Source organism: Nitratireductor basaltis, assembly GCF_000733725.1.
Lineage (GTDB): Bacteria > Pseudomonadota > Alphaproteobacteria > Rhizobiales > Rhizobiaceae > Chelativorans > Chelativorans basaltis.
Genome location: NZ_JMQM01000001.1, coordinates 2,447,433 through 2,463,878 on the forward strand (window position 1 = coordinate 2,447,433; position 16,446 = coordinate 2,463,878).

13 protein-coding genes are annotated in these 16,446 nt (G+C 60.7%); 8 read left to right on the plus strand and 5 right to left on the minus strand.

What is annotated here, in order from left to right; translation table 11 throughout:
* Positions 1–4: 4 nt before the first annotated feature.
* From EL18_RS11775 to dut, 5 genes are all read right to left on the minus strand, one after another.
* On the minus strand, positions 5–385 hold the full coding sequence (locus EL18_RS11775) for a DUF1850 domain-containing protein (protein WP_036483242.1): 381 nt from the start codon (positions 383–385) through the stop codon (positions 5–7).
* Positions 382–2,493: a TRAP transporter permease gene (locus tag EL18_RS11780; protein ID WP_036483245.1), complete on the minus strand. Its 2,112-nt coding sequence runs from the start codon at positions 2,491–2,493 to the stop codon at positions 382–384. Before EL18_RS11780 ends, EL18_RS11775 begins: the two co-directional genes overlap by 4 nt.
* Positions 2,494–2,649: 156 nt before the next feature.
* Positions 2,650–3,600, minus strand: coding sequence for a TAXI family TRAP transporter solute-binding subunit (locus tag EL18_RS11785; RefSeq protein WP_036483248.1), 951 nt, complete (start codon positions 3,598–3,600; stop codon positions 2,650–2,652).
* A 181-nt stretch (positions 3,601–3,781) separates the two neighbouring features.
* Positions 3,782–4,345: a type 1 glutamine amidotransferase domain-containing protein gene (locus tag EL18_RS11790; protein WP_036483251.1), complete on the minus strand. Its 564-nt coding sequence runs from the start codon at positions 4,343–4,345 to the stop codon at positions 3,782–3,784.
* Positions 4,346–4,441: 96 nt separating this feature from the next.
* On the minus strand, positions 4,442–4,924 hold the full coding sequence (gene dut / locus EL18_RS11795) for a dUTP diphosphatase (protein ID WP_036483252.1): 483 nt from the start codon (positions 4,922–4,924) through the stop codon (positions 4,442–4,444).
* A gap of 182 nt (positions 4,925–5,106) precedes the next feature.
* Here dut and EL18_RS11800 point away from each other — a divergent pair, with 182 nt between their 5' ends.
* The 8 genes from EL18_RS11800 (at position 5,107) to EL18_RS11835 (ending at position 16,438) form a co-directional block, all read left to right on the plus strand.
* Positions 5,107–6,696 (plus strand): peptide chain release factor 3, encoded by a 1,590-nt coding sequence (locus tag EL18_RS11800; protein WP_036484677.1) that lies wholly within the window; start codon positions 5,107–5,109, stop codon positions 6,694–6,696.
* Positions 6,697–7,003: 307 nt separating this feature from the next.
* Positions 7,004–10,897 (plus strand): Ig-like domain-containing protein, encoded by a 3,894-nt coding sequence (locus EL18_RS11805; RefSeq protein WP_036483255.1) that lies wholly within the window; start codon positions 7,004–7,006, stop codon positions 10,895–10,897.
* A gap of 181 nt (positions 10,898–11,078) precedes the next feature.
* Complete coding sequence (locus EL18_RS11810; RefSeq protein WP_036483257.1) at positions 11,079–11,738, plus strand: peroxiredoxin; 660 nt, start codon at positions 11,079–11,081, stop codon at positions 11,736–11,738.
* A gap of 75 nt (positions 11,739–11,813) precedes the next feature.
* Positions 11,814–12,128 carry a hypothetical protein gene (locus tag EL18_RS11815; RefSeq protein WP_036483260.1) on the plus strand — a complete coding sequence of 105 codons (315 nt, stop codon included), beginning with the start codon at positions 11,814–11,816 and terminating at the stop codon, positions 12,126–12,128.
* Between the two features lie 103 nt (positions 12,129–12,231).
* Complete coding sequence (gene ubiE, locus EL18_RS11820; RefSeq protein ID WP_036483263.1) at positions 12,232–13,008, plus strand: bifunctional demethylmenaquinone methyltransferase/2-methoxy-6-polyprenyl-1,4-benzoquinol methylase UbiE; 777 nt, start codon at positions 12,232–12,234, stop codon at positions 13,006–13,008.
* A gap of 10 nt (positions 13,009–13,018) precedes the next feature.
* Complete coding sequence (gene ubiB / locus EL18_RS11825; RefSeq protein ID WP_036483265.1) at positions 13,019–14,593, plus strand: 2-polyprenylphenol 6-hydroxylase; 1,575 nt, start codon at positions 13,019–13,021, stop codon at positions 14,591–14,593.
* An 88-nt stretch (positions 14,594–14,681) separates the two neighbouring features.
* Complete coding sequence (coaBC, locus tag EL18_RS11830) at positions 14,682–15,905, plus strand: bifunctional phosphopantothenoylcysteine decarboxylase/phosphopantothenate--cysteine ligase CoaBC (RefSeq protein ID WP_036483268.1); 1,224 nt, start codon at positions 14,682–14,684, stop codon at positions 15,903–15,905.
* Positions 15,902–16,438 (plus strand): GNAT family N-acetyltransferase, encoded by a 537-nt coding sequence (locus tag EL18_RS11835; RefSeq protein ID WP_036483271.1) that lies wholly within the window; start codon positions 15,902–15,904, stop codon positions 16,436–16,438. The genes coaBC and EL18_RS11835 overlap by 4 nt, the downstream gene beginning before the upstream one ends.
* The last annotated feature ends 8 nt before the right edge of the window (positions 16,439–16,446 follow it).

The following is a 16,446-nucleotide window of genomic DNA, read 5'->3' on the forward strand; positions in this document are numbered from 1 at the left end:
GCAGTCAGTTCGATTTTTCTTCACTTGTGCAGGCGCGCAGCGTGAGCGGGCTTGAAGCGGCACGACCGATCTCGCGACACGCGCCCGTCTCCATGCAGATCTGCCAGCCCTGCCCCGTGGCGCCCGATGCAGCCAGCACCATTTGCGGCTGTGCTGCCAGTTCGGGCTCGTAAACCCACCAACCTTCTTCAAACCTTGCATCTGCGGGTGGCTCCATGCCTGCCCCGGAGCCCTTCACGCGGGCTTGCCGGAGATGAAGCGCGCCCGCGTCGATAACCCAATCTTCCTGCCACTCAATCTTTTCGACCGAGTGGGTCCAGGAGAGCGTGAAGGCCGTGCCGGCGAGCATGATCAGCTTCCCGGCCGCGGCGATGCACAGGCTCATTGAGCGACATCCGCTTTCTGCGCGGCGGCGCGATTGCGCAGGAAGAGCTGGCCGAGGAAGAGGGCTGCGAGTGCGAAGCCGACTTCATCCGTGATCGGCAGCGCCACGATCAGCGTGAAAGCTGCCGCGGTGGCGAGCATCCGCTCCCAAACGGCCAGCGGACGGCTGAGATAACCGATCACCGCCGCCCCCCAGAGCGCGATGGCAAGACCAGCCTTGAAGATGATGTAGGCGACGGCCGGCCAGTAGCCCCAGCTTTCGGCCAGCGGTCCGCCATCCTGCAGCATGAGGGCAGGCGTATAGACCGCCATGAAGGGAATGACGAAGCCTGCAGCCGCGATCTTGATCGCTTCCATGGAAATCTTCAGGCCGCTTTCGCGCGCGATCGGCCCTGCTGCAAAGCAGGCAAGTGCTACGGGCGGGGTGAGGTCCGCCAGGATGCCGAAATAGAAGACGAACATGTGGCTGACGATCAGCGGCACGCCAAGTGCGAGAAGCGCGGGGCCGGCAATCGACGAGGTGATGATGTAGTTGGGGATCGTCGGAATGCCCATGCCAAGCACGATACAGGTGATCATGGTGAGCACCAGCGACAGGAAGAGGCTCGACTCGCCCACGGAGACGATGAACTGGCCAAAGGTGTTTGCAGCACCGGTGAGCGTCATGGTGCCGATGATGATGCCGACAATGGCGCAGGCCACACCGACAGGAAGGGCCGTCTTTGCACCTTCGGCAAGCGAAGCGCGGCAGAGATCCAGCGTTTTCCAGCCGCCTTTCACAAAGAGGTTTGCGGCGATCAGGATGACGGTGGCGATCAGCAGCGCTGTAATGCCGTATTTGAAGAAGCTGGCCGCACCAAAGCCGAGCACGACCCAGAAAATGATCCGCAGCGCCTGGTTGGGAAGACCAAGCGCGACCGAGCCGCCAAGCACAAGAAGCAGCGTCAGCGCGAGGCCGATCGTGCCTGCAAAAAGCGGCGTGTAGCCTGTGAAAAGCAGGTAGACCAGGACAGCCAGCGGCAGGATCAGATACCAGCGCTCTTTCACGGCCTTCATCGCGGAGGGCAGCTCTGCCTTGGGCAGACCGTGCAGGCCATATTTGCCTGCTTCCAGATGCACCATCCAGAATGCGGAAGCGAAATAGAGGACGGCGGGGATGATGGCCGCCTTGACGACCTCGTAATATTCGATGCCGAGCGTCTCGGCCATGATGAAGGCGACGGCACCCATGACCGGTGGCATGAGCTGGCCGCCCATGGAGGAGGTGGATTCCACGCCACCCGCGAAGGCGGGGCGATAGCCGAAGCGCTTCATGAGCGGGATGGTGAACTGGCCGGTGGTGACAACATTGGCGACGCCGGAGCCGGAGATCGTGCCCATGAGACCCGAGGAAATGACCGACACCTTGGCGGCACCGCCGCGCGCATGGCCGACCATGCCAAGCGAGACATCGGTGAAGAGCTTGATCATGCCTGCGCGCTCAAGGAAGGAGCCGAACAGGATGAAGAGGAAGATATAGGTCGCCGACACGTAGATCGGGATGCCGTAGATGCCTTCGGTGCCATAGGCCATGTGGTCGATGACCTGGGAGAAGTCATAGCCGCGGTGATTGAGCGGCGCTGGCAGATATTCGCCGAACAGGCAGTAGGCCAGGAAGACGCCGGAGATGATCGGCAGCGCGGGCCCCATGAGGACGTAGGCGGCGATGAATATCGTCGCGAGTGCGACCACACCGAAGACAATGTCGCGGGTCAGCGGATCACCGGCGCGCAGGAGCAACGGCTTGTATTCGATGAACTGATAGACAGCGACGGCCACACCGGCCAGCGCCAGCCCCCATGCAACGGCCTTGATGCCGGGTCCCTTGCCGCGGGATGCCGCGACGAGCGGGAAGACAAGCAGCATGAGAAAGCCTACATGGAATGCGCGCACGACCTGGCTTGGCAGACTGATGATATGGGCTGCGGTGGCGATCTGGAAAAGCGAGAAGACCACCGCGATCCACATCAGAAGTCTGCCTTCGGCCGAGCCGGGGAAGTCGGCGTGATGGGGGTCTTGAAGCTCTGCCGACGGGGTCGGCTCCTGCACCTGATCCGTGGTCATCGTCATGTCTCTCTCCCGCACCCAATGCTTTTTCTTATGGGCTCACATCGATTGTGGCCCTAGCGCCATTCCCGCACAACGGCAATATGAATGATGGACAAAAAGAAGGCCGCACCGGAAGCACCCGGTGCGGCCTTTGGTCTTTGGCGAGGCCAGACAGCCTTAGAGGATGCCGGCTTCCTTGTAGTAGCGCTCTGCACCGGGGTGCAGCGGGATCGGCAGGCCCTTCGGACCGTTCTCGGCGGAGATCGCCTGAGCGGCTGCGTGGGCGGCGACCATGTCGTCGAGATTCTCGAAGAGCTGCTTGGTCATCTGGTAGGCGGTTTCTTCAGAGACGTCCGAATGCGTCACGAGGATGTTCGTGATCGCGAGCGTGGGTACGGCTTCGGTCTGGCCTTCATAGGTGTTGGCCGGGATCTCTGCTGCAATGAATGGTGCGCCCAGCGTCTCTGCCACACTTGCCGGCACGGAAACGAGGTTGACCGGCAGCGAAATGGCGAGGTCCTTGATGGAGGAAACGCCAAGGCCCGCGGACTGCAGCGTGGCGTCGAGCTGACGGTTCTTGATCAGTTCAACGGACTCGCCGAAAGGCAGATATTCGGTCTTGGACAGATCTTCATAGCTCATGCCCATCGTCTCGAAGATGCGGCGAGCATTGAGCTCGGTACCGGACTTCGGCGCACCGACCGAAAGCCCCTTGCCCTTGAGGTCCTCGAAGGTCTTGATGCCGGATTCTTCCGAAGCGACGATCTGAATATAGTTCGGATAGATGGCGGCAATGGCGCGAAGCTTGTCGAGCTTCTTTGCAAACCCTGCTTCCTCGTCACCTTCCCAGGCGGATTTGACGGAGTCACCCAGCGCGAAGCCGAGTTCACCACGACCCTGCTGCAGCAGGTTGAGGTTCTCGACGGAAGCCTTGGTGGACTGCACCTGCGTGCGTGCGCCGTCGATCTTCTCGCCATAGATCTTCGAAAGCTGGGCGCCGAGCGGGTAGTAGACACCCGAAGTGCCACCCGTCAGGACGTTGATGAACTCCTGTGCGCCTGCAGGAACCGCGCCAAGACCAAGTGCCAGCGCGCCAGCGGCCAGAAGTTTCATTTTGCGATTGAACATCATTCTCCTCCAAAAGCTTGATGCCTGCGCCTGCAGGGAGGCGCGTTGGACCGCGAATGTATCGCATCGCGTTCACAAGCCAAGCAATTTCTTGGAGTTGGAATGCCGGCCTTGATGCGGACCAAAAACGAAAAAGGCGGCCACCGGGGTGGCCGCCTTCCGCTTTACCGTCGATCGATGCCTACTCGGCTGCCTGAGACTGGCTGCCGCTGTTTTCGACCGCCTTGATGATGGCCTTGGAAAAGGCTTCCAGATCGCCGGGATTGCGGGAGGTGATGATGTTGCCATCCTCGACAACTTCCGAATCTTCCCACTCGGCGCCGGCATTCTTCACGTCTGTGGCGATGGAATTGTAGGACGTCATGCGACGGCCCTTGGCGACACCTGCCTCGACCAGAAGCCACGGGGCATGGCAGATAGCGGCGAGCGGCTTGCCGCTGTCGGCGAAGGCCTTGACCAGGGCAACGGCCTTCTCTTCCACACGCAGAAGATCCGGGTTGATCTGGCCACCGGGCAGAACCAGCGCGTCATAGTCATTCGGGTTCACGGCATCGAGCGCCTTGTCGACGGTAACGGAAGAACCCCAGTCCTTCTTGTCCCAGCCGGTGATCTCGCCGCTCTCCGGTGAGACGATGTGGATCTCGGCACCGGCTTCGAGAAGGCGATCGCGCGGAACTTCAAGTTCCGACTGCTCGAAACCGTTGGTGGCGAGGATCGCGATGCGGGCCTGTTTGATGGAAGGCATGTCTGTCGCTCCTTTGCTTGGGTGGATTCACCGCACTCAACGCATGGCAGGCCAGACAGTTCGATCACGATTTCCTGTTTGCGCGCCCGGGGCGTCTCACACCATGCCGGTGGAGCCGAAACCGCCTTGCCCGCGTGTGGTCTCACCACCGCTTTCGCGCTCTTCCAGACGCACTTGAACCACAGGCGCCACCACAAGCTGGGCAATGCGCAGACCACGCGTGATGGCGAAGTCCTCGTCGCCGTGATTGACGAGGATAACGCCAACCTCTCCGCGATAATCGGCATCGATGGTTCCAGGTGCGTTGAGGCAGGTGATGCCATGCTTGAGCGCGAGGCCCGAACGAGGGCGGACCTGACCTTCGAAGCCTTCCGGAAGTTCCAGGACGAGGCCCGTGGGCACGAGCACGCGCTTGCCCGGCAGCAGGATGATCTGGCGGTCTTCGGGAACGGCAGCGCGCAGATCCATGCCTGCAGCACCAGTGCTTTCATAGGCAGGGAGCGGCAGATCGGCAGCGTGGGGAAGGCGAATGACACCAATGGTGGGGCCAATGACGGGCGTGGAGATGTTTTGTGACATGGGACGCTGACCTGTCTCGGCTGAAGTGGGTTTGTCCTATCGTCTGACCGCTTTCGCTTCGCATTTCAACATGGGTGAGCAGAACCAGCCGCGATTATGCACCGCTCGTCGCTTCAGGAAAGCGTTCGACAGGCAGGCCAAGCCTTGTTAAAAGCGCCCCGCTTTCACACGACCGGATCATCATGCCCGAGAAACTCGCCGACGCGGTGGCGCGCCGCCGCACATTCGCAATCATCTCCCACCCGGATGCGGGTAAGACGACGCTGACGGAAAAGCTGCTGCTTTTCGGCGGCGCGATCCAGCTTGCCGGTGAGGTGAAGGCGAAGAAGGACCGGGTGCAGACGCGTTCGGACTGGATGAAGATCGAGCGCGAGCGCGGCATCTCGGTCGTGACCTCGGTCATGACCTTCGAATATGGCGACCATGTCTTCAACCTGCTCGACACGCCGGGCCACGAAGACTTTGCCGACGACACCTATCGCACGCTGACGGCTGTGGACTCTGCCGTCATGGTGATCGACGCAGCCAAGGGCATCGAGCCGCGAACGCTGAAGCTGTTCGAGGTCTGCCGGTTGCGTGACATTCCGATCGTCACCTTCGTCAACAAGATGGACCGCGAAAGCCGCGATCCCTTCGAGATCCTCGACGAGATCGAGCAGAAGCTGGCGCTTGATACAGCGCCGGTTACATGGCCGATCGGTCGGGGCAAGAGCTTCTCGGGCACGTTCAACCTTGCGAACTCCACCATCCGCCGCTCGGACGCCGATGTCGAGCCGGAGAAGGTGAACGGGCCGGAAGCGAGCCAGATCGCCGAGATGCTGCCGGAATTCGAGCGTGACGCATTTGTCGAGGAGATGATGCTGGCGCAGGAGGCCTGCCGGCCCTTCGACATGCAGTCCTTCCGCGAGGGACATCTCACCCCGGTCTATTTCGGTTCCGCACTTCGCAATTTCGGTGTGCGCGATCTGATCGAGGCGCTGGGCGCGGTCGGACCGCAGCCGCGCGACCAGGAAGCCGACCGCCGCACTGTGGCAGCTGACGAAGAGAAGATGACCTCATTCGTCTTCAAGATCCAGGCAAACATGGATCCCAACCACCGCGACCGTATCGCATTCGTGCGCGTGTGTTCGGGCAAGTTGCAGCGTGGCATGAAGGCCAAGCTGGTGCGAACGGGCAAGCCGATCAGCCTTTCCGCACCGCAGTTCTTCTTCGCCAAGAGCCGCATCACGGCAGACGAAGCCTTTGCGGGCGACGTGGTGGGCATTCCCAATCACGGCACGCTGCGCATCGGCGACACGCTGACGGAAGGTGAGGAACTGCTCTTCCGCGGCGTACCGAACTTCGCGCCGGAAATCCTGCGCCGGGTTCGCCTGGGCGACGCCATGAAGGCCAAGAAGCTGAAGGAAGCGCTTCAGCAGATGGCCGAAGAAGGTGTCGTGCAGCTCTTCACGCCCGAGGACGGCTCTCCTGCCATCGTGGGCGTCGTTGGTGCACTGCAGCTCGATGTCCTGAAAGAGCGCCTGCAGAACGAATACTCGCTGCCGGTCGATTTCGAGATGGCCCGTTTCTCGGTCTGCCGCTGGATCTCGGCGGAAGACAAGGGCGAGTTGGAACGCTTCATCAGTTCCCACCGCGCGGATATTGCGCGTGATCTTGATGAAGACCCGGTCTTCCTGGCCCCCCACGAATTCGGCCTCAATTACGAGGCGGATCGGTGGAAGCAGATCACCTTCAAGGCGATAAAGGACTATCAGGCTTTGGAAGCGGCCTGAGGCGAGCCGGAATCACCTACCGGCTAATTGTCTATATTCTTTCTCCCGTGGCAGCCTGACCTCTCCTGCTTGCTTTTCCTGGCAGGAGCGCTGCCGCTCGCGTGCACGATGTGACGCAGGGGCAATGTGGCGCATCAAGCACGACGCGCATTGTGGTTAAACAGAGATTACCGGGCTTCAGTTTTTCAAGAAGCTCATCCGGCCCAATGACGAAGGCGCTCCCATTTCGAGAGCGCGGGGGGCAGGCAGCGTACAATTCAACAGCGCGAGCTTTTTTCAAGCGCTGCAGATATTTCAGGAGCATTCCATGCCCATCAAGCTTGAAGTTTTAAGCCCCGGACATGTCGAGGCGGTGCAGGTTACGTTGAACGGCCCACATACACAGTTCGACGTTTCGGAAGTCCGCACCGTTCGGCTGCATCTTCAGCCGCAATCGCATTTCCAGTTCTTCCGCAACGGCGACGACCTGCTTCTGCAGATGCAAGACGGCGCGGAAAGCATACTTCTGATCGATTACTTCGAGGATGAGGACGACATTCCCGAGCTTCAGTTCCTTGCTGGAGATCAATCCTGCTTTCTGCCGATCAGTTTCGTCAACTATGACTATCAGGGTCTGTTGATACCCGAGATCGGCCAGGCGGCCTGCAGCAATGAGGGCTTTGCGGTGCCACCGCTTCTCCTGCTGGGCCTGTTGGGTGCGGGAGTTGCTGCGGCCGCTGTGATTGCCGACGACGATGATGGTGGCGGCGGCGGCGGAGGCACGACCCCGCCACCTGACGAGGCGCCGGAAGCGCCTGTCGTCAGTGCGATCACGGAAGATCTGGGAAGTGATCCCAGCGATGGCATCACCAACGACAACACGCTCCTCTTCAGCGGCACCGGCCTGCCCGGAGCGATTGTTGTGGTCTATCTCAACGGTGAGGAGATTGGGTCGACTGTCGCCGAACAGGATGGCAGCTGGACCTTCAACCATACCGAAGTTCCGCTGGCGGACGGCATCTATCAGGTGACTGCCGCACAGAAGCTGGCAGCCGACGGGAAGCTTTCAGAAATTTCGGACGCGTTCCGCGTTGAGATCGATACGAATGATGGCGGGGTGAACCCGCTACCGTCGCCTCCACCGGTGATTACCCATATCACCGAGGATAACGGGCACGACCCCAGTGACGGCGTCACCAATGACAACACGCTCTTCTTCAGCGGCACCGGAAAGCCGCACGCCACCGTCACGCTGTTTCTCGATGGTGAGGTGATCGGCACCGCACTGGTCGGCGAAGATGGCACATGGCAGGTCGACCACACTGACCAACCGCTCCCCGATGGCCGCTACGTCATGACTGCCACGCAGGAAGACCGCGCGGGCAATCCGGTTTCCGCCCCGTCCGACCCCTTCGATGTCGTGATCGACACGAACAATGGAGGCAGCGAGGAGACCCCGGCGCCCATCGTCACCGGCATTACCGACGATAACGGCGAGAGCGACAGTGACGGTATCACCGACGACAACACGCTGGAGTTTCACGGCATCGGCGAGGCGAACGCGCTGGTTTTCGTTTATCTCAACGGCGTCGAGATCGGTTCTGTCGTAGCAGGGGAAGACGGTCTTTGGACGTTGGACCATACAAGCGTGACGCTGGCCGACGGCGAATATGCCGTCACCGCGAGACAGGTCGATGCGGCCGGCAACGACATCTCGCCTCCCTCGGAGGTGTTCGACGTCATAATCGACACCAATATGGGGGGAACGGTTCCCACACCTGCCCCTGCCATCACCGGCATCACCGAGGATGACGGGCACGATCCGAATGACGGCATTACCAAGGATGATCGCCTGTTCATCCACGGCACGGGTGAGCCGGGCGCAATCGTCACGATCTTCATGGACGGGGTCGAGATCGGTTCGCTGCAGGTCGACGCTGCAGGCGAATGGAATTTCGATTACACCAATACCGCAATCCCGGAAGGCACCTATGACCTGACTGCCTCGCAGCGCGATCTTGCCGGAAATGACGAGTCTGAAACTTCCGATCCTTTCACCATCACCATTGATACCAATGGAGGCGGTACGCGCCCGACACAGCCGCCGATGGTGACGGGTATTACGGATGATTCAGGTGTGCCGGACGACGGCGTGACGAATGACAATACGCTGTTTTTCCATGGCACTGCAGAACCGAACGCACTGGTATTCGTCTATCTGAACGGTCGGCAGATCGGCTCGGATATCGCAGATGCCGATGGCAACTGGACCTATGACCACACCGAGGTGGTTCTGCGCGACGGACCGCATGTGGTAACCGCGACGCAGCAGGATGCTGCCGGCAATGATGTGTCGGACGAATCGGAGCCGTTCGACATCTACATCGATTCCGGCGCAACGGGCCCGGTGCCTCCGCCGGTTATCACTCATATCGACATCGATAGCGGTCACTCCGACAGCGATGGCGTTACCAAGCATGGCGAGGTGGATATTCATGGCGTGGGAAGGCCCAATGCGATCATCTATGTGCGCATCGATGGCCAGGAGGTCGGCTCGGTGGCCGCGGATGCGAACGGAGCATGGGTGTTCCCCAAGGAGCAGGTCTCGCTCGGCGAGGGTCCGCATGTCATCGAAGCGCAGCAGCAGGACCTTGCGGGAAATGACCTTTCCCCTCTCTCGGACCCGTTTGACGTTGTCGTCGACACCAACAATGGTGGGGCTGATCCGACGCAGCCGCCGGTGGTAACCGCGATCACGGAGGATTCAGGAGACCCGGATGGTGTCACGAATGACAACACGCTCGTCTTCCACGGGATGAGCGAGCCTTTTGCGCTCGTGAAGCTCTACATCGATGGCACTTTCGTGGGTACCGGCATCGCTGATGAGAATGGCGCGTGGGATGTCAATCACACACAAACGGCTCTGGCAGATGGAACCTATGCAATAACCGCCACGCAGGAGGATCAGGCCGGCAACGCGGAATCCGCCCACTCGGACGTGTTCGAAGTGGTCATCGACACGAATGAAAACGGCACCGTGCCCACGCCGCCGCCGGTCATAACCGGCATTACGGAGGACAGCGGCGAGCCCGATGGCGTCACGAATGACAACCGGTTGATATTCCACGGAACGAGCGAGCCAAACGCAACGATCGAACTGTTTATCAACGGCGTTTCCATCGGCACGGTAAAGGCCAGGCCAGATGGCAGCTGGGATTACAGTCATGAAGGCGTTGCGCTGGCGGATGGCGCCTATGTGGTGACCGCAACGCAGCGTGACCTTGCGAACAATGATCCTTCGGCTCCCTCCGCACCATTCGACCTTCTTGTGGACACCAATAATGGCGGAAACACACCGACCAACCCACCAATTGTCGACGGCATCAACACGGATGACGGGCGGGAGCCGGATGACGGCATCACCAGTGACAACACGATCTCCGTCCATGGTCGCTCTGACGAGCCGGATGGCGCGGTGGTAACCGTCACCATCTCGACGCCCGGCGGGAGCGTGGTCGCGACGTTGACGGCAGTGGTTCAGGGAGGCACCTGGGAAACCGAGCCGACGCAACCGCTCGCTGACGGGGACTATGATGTGAGCGCGACGCAGCGTGACCTTGCCGACAACCCGGAATCCGTGCCGTCGGTTTCCATGCCGATCATCATCGACACGAACGAGAATGGGACGGTCCCAACTGCCCCGCCTGTCATAGTTGGAATACGCGACGATACTGGCGCGGAGGATGGTTACACCAGTGACGACACGCTGTTCTTCTACGGCACCGGCGAGCGCTTCGCATTGGTGACCATCTATCTGGACGGAACGGCAATCGGATCCGAAATTGCTGATGCAAATGGCGAATGGGAATATGACCATACGCATGTCGTGCTGCCGGAGGCTACCTATCAGGTAACCGCGACGCAGCAGGACGCGGCACACAATCCACCGTCCGGACCCTCGGACGCATTCGAGTTGACAATCGACAAGACGCCGATCGGCCCGCCAACACGTGCAGTGGATGCGGGGCTCGATATGGTCCTGTTTGCCGAGGAGCCGTTGGACATCCAGCTGGACGATGACGGTGGTGACATCGAATTTCCGCTTGAGGAGGTGCAGAAGGAAACCGTCCCCGCGGATGAAAGCGGTTTCGAGTTTCATCATGCCAGCACCCACGGCCCTGCAAACGAGGCGGTGGAGATATCACGCTTGAGCGAAATCTGACCTTGGACGGGGCGTGAGCGCGTGATGCGCTTGCGTCCCTCTCCTCCCCTATGGCTGCCGCACCTGAAGCCTGCTGCGTAGAAAAATTTTCCGCGAATGCCTTGAAACACAAAGCTCCCGACCTGACCTGCAATCAGGTGATCCTGTAAGTTGAGGTCACATTGCTTCAGGGAGAGTAACCATGGGTCTTCGCATCAACGATACCGCGCCGGATTTCACGGCAGAGACGACCGCAGGCAAGATCAACTTTCATGAGTGGATCGGTGATGGCTGGGCGGTGCTGTTCAGTCACCCCAAAAATTTCACGCCGGTCTGCACGACCGAGCTTGGCACGATGGCCGGCCTGGCGGGCGAATTCGAGAAGCGCAATGTGAAGATCATCGGCATCTCGGTCGACCCGGTGGAGGACCACAAGCGCTGGAAGGACGACATTCGCACCGCCACGGGCCATGCAGTCGATTATCCGCTGATCGGCGACAGTGATCTCAAGGTCGCGAAGCTCTACGACATGTTGCCGGCCGATGCGGGCGAAAGCTCTGAAGGCCGCACGCCTGCCGACAACGCGACGGTACGCTCGGTCTATGTCATCGGGCCCGACAAGAAGATCAAGCTTGTGCTGACCTATCCGATGACGACGGGGCGCAACTTCGACGAGATCCTGCGCGCCATCGACTCCATGCAGCTGACCGCCAAGCATCAGGTGGCCACGCCTGCCAACTGGAAGCAGGGCGAGGACGTGATCATCACGCCGGCTGTCTCCAACGAGGATGCGACCAAGCGCTTCGGTTCCTACGAGACCATCCTGCCTTATCTGCGCAAGACGAAGCAGCCTGAGGCGTAAGGCCGCAAGTTTCGAGCCCGGTCTCGTCACATTCGTAAAAGAGACTCCGCTCGTTTTGAACGGAGTCTTTTTTTCATGCGTAAGTTTTCAATCATCCTCCTCACGCTTGCCGGTGTCGGCACTCTTGCCACCGGTGCTCATGCCTGGGATCAGACGGCATCCAAGCTGAAGGACCAGTGCCTCTCCTCCTCCACGGTGCGCAATGCCATCCACAATCCGCGCATCTGGGTCGATACGCGTGGCTCGCAGAATTTCAGCTATGCCATTGTCGGCGGTGACTCCAAGCACTCGCGCGACGAGATCGGCTTCATCTGCATCTACGACAAGGCCAGGGAAAAGATGGAGATCAGCGGCGAAGTGCACGAGGACGATCTCGACCGCATCTTCTAAAGCAATGGACTGCTGAGCAGTCTCGCCCTACATCGCTCCAATGGCATGGCGCGACCAATCCTCTTGCGATATGGTCGCGCCGAATTTTTCAAGAAGGCGAGCGATGTCAGAGCAACGGACCACCGCTGATGGCGGCATGGAAACGGCCTACGGCTTCAAGCAGGTTGGGCAGGGCGAGAAGCAGCCACTGGTCAATGAGGTGTTTCATCGGGTTGCCGACCGATATGACCTGATGAACGACCTCATGTCCGCCGGACTGCACCGTCTGTGGAAGGACGGCATGGTGTCCTGGCTGAACCCGCCCAAGCGGCACGGTTTCAGGTCGCTGGATGTTGCCGGCGGCACGGGGGACATTGCCTTCCGCATTGTCGAGGCATCCAATCGCAATGCCGATGTCACGGTTCTCGACATCAACGGCTCCATGCTGAAGGTGGGCGAGGAACGTGCGCTGAAGCGCGGCATCGCCGAAAACCTCACCTTTGTCGAAGCCAACGCGGAGGAACTTCCCTTCGAAGACAACAGCTTCGACGCCTATACGATCGCCTTTGGCATTCGCAATGTCCCGCGCATCGATGTGGCACTGTCGGAAGCCTATCGCGTCCTGAAGCCCGGCGGGCGCTTTCTTTGCCTCGAATTTTCGGAAGTGGACATGCCGCTTCTCGACCGCATCTATGACGAGTGGTCATTCCGCGCGATCCCGCCCATCGGCAAGATGGTGACGGGCGATGACGAGCCTTATCGCTATCTTGTGGAATCGATCCGCAAATTCCCCAACCAGAAGGACTTCGCGGCCATGATCACGCGCGCTGGCTTCTCCCGCGTGACATGGCGCGACTATTCCGGCGGCATTGCAGCACTGCATTCCGGCTGGAAGATCTGACGGGAAATCAATGAGCACTGTTGGGGCATATTTCCGACTGGTCCGTGCGGGCTGGATTCTTGTTCGCGAAGGCGTGATCGCTGCCCTGCCGGGAGAGCAGTTTCAGGGCATGCCGCTTTTCATGTGGAAGGCGGCGCGGGTGTTTTCCCGCAGGCGTTCCGGCGAGCGCGACCGCTCGGAGCGACTGGCCAAGGCGGTGGACCGGCTGGGGCCATCCTATGTGAAGCTCGGCCAGTTTCTGGCCACGCGTCCGGATGTGGTCGGCCATGACATGGCCATCGACCTGGCCGGTCTGCAGGACCGGATGGACACTTTTCCCGATGCACTTGCGCGCAAGGAGATCGAGGAATCGCTCGGTCAGCGTATCGAGGATCTCTATCTCACCTTCGATCCCCCGGTTGCGGCTGCATCCATCGCGCAGGTCCACCCTGCCGAAGTGATCCGCAATGGCGAGCGCCAGAAGGTAGCGGTGAAGGTTATCCGGCCGGGCGTGCGTCGGCGCTTCAACAATGATCTGGAAAGCTATTTCCTTGCGGCCAAGCTGCAGGAAAGGCTCGTGCCGTCCTCCCGCCGACTGAAGCCGGTGGAGGTGACGCGCACGCTGGCGCAGACGACGCGGATCGAGATGGATCTGCGACTTGAGGCGGCGGCCATTTCAGAGATCCACGAGAACACCAAGGAGGATCCCGGCTTTCGTGTGCCCTGGGTGGATTGGGCGCGCACGGGCCGCGATGTCATCACGCTGGAATGGATCGACGGCATCAAGATGTCGGATGTGGAGGGCCTGAAAGCGGCTGGCCATGATCTGGAAAAGCTCGCGGAAGTGCTGATCCAGTCCTTCCTGCGTCACACGCTGCGCGACGGCTTCTTCCATGCCGACATGCATCCCGGCAATCTGTTCGTGGAAGCGGATGGTACGATTGTGGGTGTCGATTTCGGCATTGTCGGGCGCATCGGCAAGCGCGAGCGCCGGTTCCTGGCCGAAATTCTCTACGGCTTCATCACGCGCGATTTCCGCCGGGTGGCGGAAGTGCATTTCGAGGCGGGCTATGTGCCCGGCCATCACGATGTGGCAGCCTTCGCGCAAGCGCTCAGGGCGATTGGCGAACCCATTCACGGACAGCCGGCGGAGACCATCTCCATGGCGCGGCTGCTTACCCTTCTGTTTGAAGTGACCGAGCTTTTCGACATGCAGACGCGGCCCGAACTTTTGCTTCTGCAGAAGACCATGGTCGTGGTGGAGGGTGTGTCGCGCAATCTGAACCCGCATTTCAACATGTGGAAGGCGGCCGAGCCTGTGGTCGGCGACTGGATACGCTCCAATCTCGGCCCGCGGGGCGTGGCTACCGATGCGCGCGACGGGTTGAACGCGCTTGTCTCCCTGGCTCGCCAGGCACCCGAATTCGCAGCCCGCACGGAGCGTCTTTCACGCGAGCTCGATCGCATGGCTGTCAACGGTATCCGGCTGGACGAGGAGACGGCGCTGGCCATCGGCAATGCCGAGGCCAAGCTGAACCGCTCGGGCCGCTTCGCCCTTTGGATCATTGCGCTGTCGCTGATCGGGATCCTCATACAGCTGTCGTGAAGCATCTGGCGCTTTGCATGGCTTGAGGATTTCGTTCATACCCTTTTGGCACACTGCCCGGATTTTCAAGCGAAGCGGATTTCGTGACATGGTGTTGGACGGGAAGCGCATTCTTCTGATCATCGGCGGCGGTATCGCGGCCTATAAATGCCTTGATCTGATCCGCCGGCTGCGCGAGCGCGGTGCGAATGTGCGCTGTGTGCTGACGAAAGCCGCACAGGAATTCGTCACGCCGCTTTCGATGGGCGCACTATCCGCCGAGAAGGTTTTCACGGATCTCTTCGACCGTGAGGACGAGCATGATGTCGGCCATATCCGGCTGGCGCGTGAAAGCGACCTGATCGTGGTCGCACCGGCAACGGCCGACATGATGGCCAAGGTCGCCCATGGCCATGCCAGCGACCTTGCAGGCGCCGTTCTCCTGGCAACCAAAACCAGGGTTCTGTTCGCGCCCGCCATGAACCCGCAGATGTGGGCGCATCCGGCCACCCGGCGCAATCTGGCAGTCTTGAAGGATGACGGCGTGTATTTCGTCGGCCCCAATCGCGGCGAGATGGCCGAAAGCGGTGAAGCGGGCGAAGGACGGATGGCCGAGCCGCTGGAAATCGTCGCGGCTGCGGAGGCGCTTCTTGATGACCGACTGAAGCCGCTTTCCGGCAAGCGCATTATCGTGACTTCCGGCCCGACCCATGAGCCGATCGACCCCGTGCGCTATATCGCCAATCGCTCATCAGGGCGGCAGGGCCATGCCATTGCAGCTGCCTTGGCGGAACTGGGCGCGGATGTGCAGCTTGTGTCGGGGCCGGTGAATATTCCCGACCCGGATGGCGCGAACGTCACCCGCGTCGAGAGCGCGCGGGACATGAAGGCGGCGGTGGAAGAGTTGCTGCCCGCCGATGCGGGTATCTTTGTTGCAGCCGTAGCCGATTGGCGCACGGCCACCGAGACGGGCGAAAAGATCAAGAAGCAGGCAGGTGCGGATGTGCCGCATCTGGAACTGGTCGAAAATCCCGACATTCTGGCCGGCATCGGCCATCACAAAATGCGCCCTCACCTCGTGATCGGCTTCGCGGCCGAAACACAGAATGTGGTCGAGAATGCGCGCAAGAAGCTTTCCAAGAAGGGTGCGGACTTCATTATCGCCAATGATGTCTCCCATGACAGTGGCGTGGGCGAGAGCGGCGTGATGGGCGGCACGCGCAACCGCGTGATCGTGGTTGGCAGCGATGGTGAGGAAGCCTGGCCTGAAATGAGCAAGGAAGAGGTTGCCGAAAAGATCGCGGCACTTGTTGCAGAGAGGCTCACGGCATGAGTGCCGCGCCGCGGCTGGAGACGGAGCGGCTGATCCTGCGCGGCCATGAGGTGCAGGACTTCGCTGCTCTTTACGCGCTGTGGACCGATCCGACCGCCAGCCAGTATGTCACGCAGCCGCATTCGGAAGAGGATGGCTGGAAGAAGCTTCTGATCAAGGCCGGGTGCTGGGAACTGCTCGGCTTCGGCTACTGGATGGTGGAAGACAAGGCGACCGGCAAGCTTCTGGGCGAAGTCGGCTTTCACGACATGCGTCGCGATATCACGCCTAGCCTTGGCGGGACGATGGAAGCGGGCTGGACCTTTGCCGGTCATGCCCAGGGCAAGGGGTATGCGCGCGAAGCGGTGCGGGCGATGCTCGACTGGTGCGACGAGACACACCGTGGAGCACTGGTAACCTGCATCATCGATCCGGAAAACACGCGCTCCATCACACTCGCGCAGGACTTCGGCTTTCGCGAGATCGCGCGCACCAGCTACAAGCAGAAACCGGTCATCATGTATCAGCTCGCGCGTGGTACGCAGGCAGGCTGAGCGCCAGT

What these genes read in the sequence shown, in the direction of transcription:
- EL18_RS11805 (WP_036483255.1), top strand. Translation starts at nt 7,004, where the DNA reads ATGCCCATCAAGCTTGAAGTTTTAAGCCCCGGACATGTCGAGGCGGTG.
- EL18_RS11835 (WP_036483271.1), top strand. Translation starts at nt 15,902, where the DNA reads ATGAGTGCCGCGCCGCGGCTGGAGACGGAGCGGCTGATCCTGCGCGGC.
- EL18_RS11810 (WP_036483257.1), top strand. Translation starts at nt 11,079, where the DNA reads ATGGGTCTTCGCATCAACGATACCGCGCCGGATTTCACGGCAGAGACG.
- EL18_RS11775 (WP_036483242.1), bottom strand. Translation starts at nt 385, where the DNA reads ATGAGCCTGTGCATCGCCGCGGCCGGGAAGCTGATCATGCTCGCCGGC.
- ubiE (WP_036483263.1), top strand. Translation starts at nt 12,232, where the DNA reads ATGTCAGAGCAACGGACCACCGCTGATGGCGGCATGGAAACGGCCTAC.
- EL18_RS11790 (WP_036483251.1), bottom strand. Translation starts at nt 4,345, where the DNA reads ATGCCTTCCATCAAACAGGCCCGCATCGCGATCCTCGCCACCAACGGT.
- EL18_RS11815 (WP_036483260.1), top strand. Translation starts at nt 11,814, where the DNA reads ATGCGTAAGTTTTCAATCATCCTCCTCACGCTTGCCGGTGTCGGCACT.
- ubiB (WP_036483265.1), top strand. Translation starts at nt 13,019, where the DNA reads ATGAGCACTGTTGGGGCATATTTCCGACTGGTCCGTGCGGGCTGGATT.
- dut (WP_036483252.1), bottom strand. Translation starts at nt 4,924, where the DNA reads ATGTCACAAAACATCTCCACGCCCGTCATTGGCCCCACCATTGGTGTC.
- EL18_RS11785 (WP_036483248.1), bottom strand. Translation starts at nt 3,600, where the DNA reads ATGTTCAATCGCAAAATGAAACTTCTGGCCGCTGGCGCGCTGGCACTT.
- EL18_RS11780 (WP_036483245.1), bottom strand. Translation starts at nt 2,493, where the DNA reads ATGACGATGACCACGGATCAGGTGCAGGAGCCGACCCCGTCGGCAGAG.
- coaBC (WP_036483268.1), top strand. Translation starts at nt 14,682, where the DNA reads ATGGTGTTGGACGGGAAGCGCATTCTTCTGATCATCGGCGGCGGTATC.
- EL18_RS11800 (WP_036484677.1), top strand. Translation starts at nt 5,107, where the DNA reads ATGCCCGAGAAACTCGCCGACGCGGTGGCGCGCCGCCGCACATTCGCA.